General features: G+C 71.8%; 3 protein-coding genes. 2 read left to right on the top strand and 1 reads right to left on the bottom strand.

From position 1 onward, the window contains the following. Positions 1-113: 113 nt before the first annotated feature. Positions 114-959: a GntR family transcriptional regulator gene (locus ACWGDB_RS41860; RefSeq protein WP_453827280.1), complete on the bottom strand. Its 846-nt coding sequence runs from the start codon at positions 957-959 to the stop codon at positions 114-116. Between the two features lie 155 nt (positions 960-1,114). Here ACWGDB_RS41860 and ACWGDB_RS41855 point away from each other — a divergent pair, with 155 nt between their 5' ends. Together ACWGDB_RS41855 and ACWGDB_RS41850 are read left to right on the top strand one after the other, a co-directional pair. Then, positions 1,115-1,966: a (2Fe-2S)-binding protein gene (locus tag ACWGDB_RS41855; protein WP_453827279.1), complete on the top strand. Its 852-nt coding sequence runs from the start codon at positions 1,115-1,117 to the stop codon at positions 1,964-1,966. A gap of 304 nt (positions 1,967-2,270) precedes the next feature. Then, a complete protein-coding gene (locus ACWGDB_RS41850; protein WP_453827278.1) occupies positions 2,271-3,308 on the top strand; it encodes a DUF2637 domain-containing protein in 1,038 nt (345 codons plus the stop codon). Positions 3,309-3,388 lie beyond the last annotated feature (80 nt).

Genomic DNA, 3,388 nt, shown 5'->3' with positions numbered 1-3,388 from the left:
CGGCCCCGACCCACAACGAAACAGCAGGCGCTACGCGAACCCCCACCACACAGCCACAGGCCGCCGCAGGCATAGACGCCCAACCGCCAGAGGCCGGAGGCCGGAGGCAAGCCTCAGCGCGCCCCGGCGAAATGCTCCCCGACCAACGCCCGCACCACATCCACATCCCCGGCGATCAACGCGTCCAGCAGAGCCGTGTGTTCGGCCGCGTCGGCGACGAGGTCGGCGTGGCCGCGGCCGGTCGGGCGGGCGGGGCTCACCAGGGGCCACTGGGCCCGGCGGTGGAGGTCGTCGGCGATCTGGACGAGTTGTTCGTTGCCGCACAGGGACAGCACGGCGCGGTGGAAGGTGCGGTCCGTCTCCGCGTAGGTCGCCCGGCAGCCGGTCGACGCCGCACGGACCGTCGCCTCCGCCAACGGCCGTAGTTCCGCCCACCGTTCGGCGGCGACGGTGCGAGCGAGCCGGAGCATCACCGGGACCTCGATCAGCGCCCGCACCTCAACCAGCTCCGCCAGCTCCCGGGCCCCGCGCTCGACCACCCGGAACCCCCGGTTCGGGACGACCTCGACGGCCCCCTCCAGCGCGAGTTGCTGCATGGCCTCACGGACCGGCGTCGCGGAGACGCCGAAGCGTTCGCCCAGCGCCGGGGCCGAGTAGACCGCCCCGGGCATCAGCTCACCGGTGACGAGCGCGGTGCGCAGGGCGTCGACGATCTGCCCCCGCACCGAGGCCCGCTGGACGACCGCCCGCGGCCGCGGAATCGGCGTCTCACTGTGGGTGTGCTCACCCCGAGCCGTCGGCGCCGGTGCACCCGGCCCCGCGTCCACACCCGGGGCTCGCCCCTGCGCCGGCACCCGCGCCACACCCGTACCCGTACCGCCCGCACCCGCCCGGGCCTCCGGGCCCTGCGACACCGGCGGATTCCCCGTCGCCGCGGAGCCCTGCGCGCCCTGCTTCACGGGTCCTCCTCCGGACGTATCGGTACTTGGGGTCATTACGGCGGCTTGTTACTCACCCGTCAAGCACCTTAGGCGCAGAACGCGACAGTTCAAACCGCAGCGATCTTGGGTAAGGTAAGCCTTACCTTCACCACCTCACGAATCGGCGGTCCGGAATGCCTGTGCCCCCCTCAGCCCTCGCGGACGCCTACACCCGTCTCACCGAGGTCCTTCCGGGGCTCGCCATCACCCAGCCGGCCACCGACGCACAGCTCCCCCGGCACGACGGCTGGGTCACCGCAGCCACGCTCGCGGAGGGCGGCACCGGCCTGGACACGTTCCTGGCCTGGGACGACGCGCAGGTACAGCGTGACTACGGACAGTCCGCGCGCACAGACGTCGTCGCGAGCTTCGGCCTGCACCGCTACGCCTGGCCCGTGTGTCTGCTGATCACCGTCCCCTGGTTCCTGCTCCGCCGCGTCCCCCGCTTCCCCGTGACGCATGTCTCGTACGACCGCACGGCCCCGGACCTCCCGATGGGCGCCCTCGCCGCCCGCCCCGCCACCTTCGCCTGTCTCCCCGGCGACCCGGCCGCCACCCTGCCCGGCGCGAGGGTCGTGCCCGACGAGGAGGCGCTGCGCGCAGAGGTGCGGACGGCGATAGCGGAGCACCTCGAACCCGTGCTCACCGGCTTCGGCCCCCGCATGCGACGCCGCGGACGCGCGCTGTGGGGCATGGCGACCGACGAGGTCGTCGAGAGCCTGTGGTACGTCGCCCATCTGCTCGGCGACGGCGAGCAGGACCGGGCGCGCCGCGAACTGGAGCTGCTGCTGCCGGGCGCGACGAAGCCGTACGTCGGCTCGGCCGCCTTCCGTGAACTGACCGGGCCGAACGGCGAGTCGCTGCCCACCCGGGACCGGGCGAGCTGCTGCATGTTCTACACACTGCGCCCCGAGGACACGTGCGCCACCTGCCCGCGCACCTGCGACGCGGACCGGGTCACCAAGCTTCTGGCCGCGGCCAGTTGAGGCCCCCTCAGACGTGCGCGTCAGCCTTCGTGCCGTAAGATCACCCGCGCGCGGGACACCCGTTACGGTTACGGGCGTTTCACAAATTCCTCACTTCGCGCCGGAACTTTCCGTGGAACCACCCGCACGGGTAGTGTTGTTCGAACTCAACTCCTGCCCCTCAAGCGGCAGTTCGAGCAGAACGCCGCCCTGGGCATCCCCTTGCACTTCCTTGGCGGCCTCTTGCCCCGAAACCCCCTGAGGGCCAGTGGGATTGGGCCACTATGGCGGGCGTTACGCCCTATCCCAATGCAAGGGACCCCAGATGAGATTGACCGACATATCGCTGAACTGGCTGCTTCCGGGCGCCGTCCTGCTCCTGGGCCTGCTGGCGGCGATAGCGGTGCTTCGGCGCGGGAAGACCTCGGGGAAGGACACGAGCGCTGACGACTCGTGGGAGCGCAGCGAGGAGCGCCGCAGGCGCAAGGAGGCCATATACGGCACCGCCTCCTATGTGCTGCTGTTCTGCTGCGCGGCCGTGGCCGCCGCGCTCTCCTTCCACGGCCTGGTCGGCTTCGGTGAGCAGAACCTGAACCTGCACAACGGCTGGCAGTACCTGGTGCCGTTCGGACTGGACGGCGCGGCGATGTTCTGCTCCGTGCTCGCGGTGCGCGAGGCCAGCCACGGTGACGCGGCGCTCGGCTCCCGGATACTCGTGTGGACGTTCGCGGCCGCCGCGGCCTGGTTCAACTGGGTGCACGCGCCCCGGGGCCTCGGCCACGACGGCGCCCCGCACTTCTTCGCCGGCATGTCCCTCTCCGCGGCCGTTCTCTTCGACCGGGCGCTCAAGCAGACCCGCCGGGCCGCCCTGCGCGAGCAGGGTCTGGTCCCGAGGCCCCTCCCGCAGATCCGGATCGTCCGCTGGCTGCGGGCGCCCCGCGAGACCTACAAGGCCTGGTCGCTGATGCTCCTGGAGGGCGTGCGCAGCCTCGACGAGGCGGTCGACGAGGTCCGCGAGGACAAGCGGCAGAAGGAGGCGGCCCGCCTGCGCCGGCGCGAGCAGGAGCGCATGGAGCGGGCCCAGCTGAAGGCCATCAGCCGGGGCCACCGCGGCTTCGTCGGCCGTGGCGGCCGACAGGTCGAGACGCAGGCTCTGGAGCGTGCGTCGGCCCAAGTCTCCGCGGAGCCTGCCATATCGGCGCCGGAGCAACTGCCCGTGCGCTCACGTCCGTCACTTCAGCCCGTCCGCACCGGTTCTGACCCGGTGACCGTCGACCTCACTTCGGAGGACGACACCATGGCCCTGCCACGGCTCGACTCCCTGGAGCGCAAGCTCAAGGATCTCGAGCAGCAGTTCGGCTGAGCACCCCGCTCGTCAACGGCATCGACGGCCTTTGACAGCATCGACGGGAAGGGGCGGGGCCCCGGGCCGCGGGGGGGCGC

This window comes from Streptomyces sp. NPDC055013 (assembly GCF_053608645.1).
This window is presented reverse-complemented; position numbering and strand designations above follow the sequence as displayed.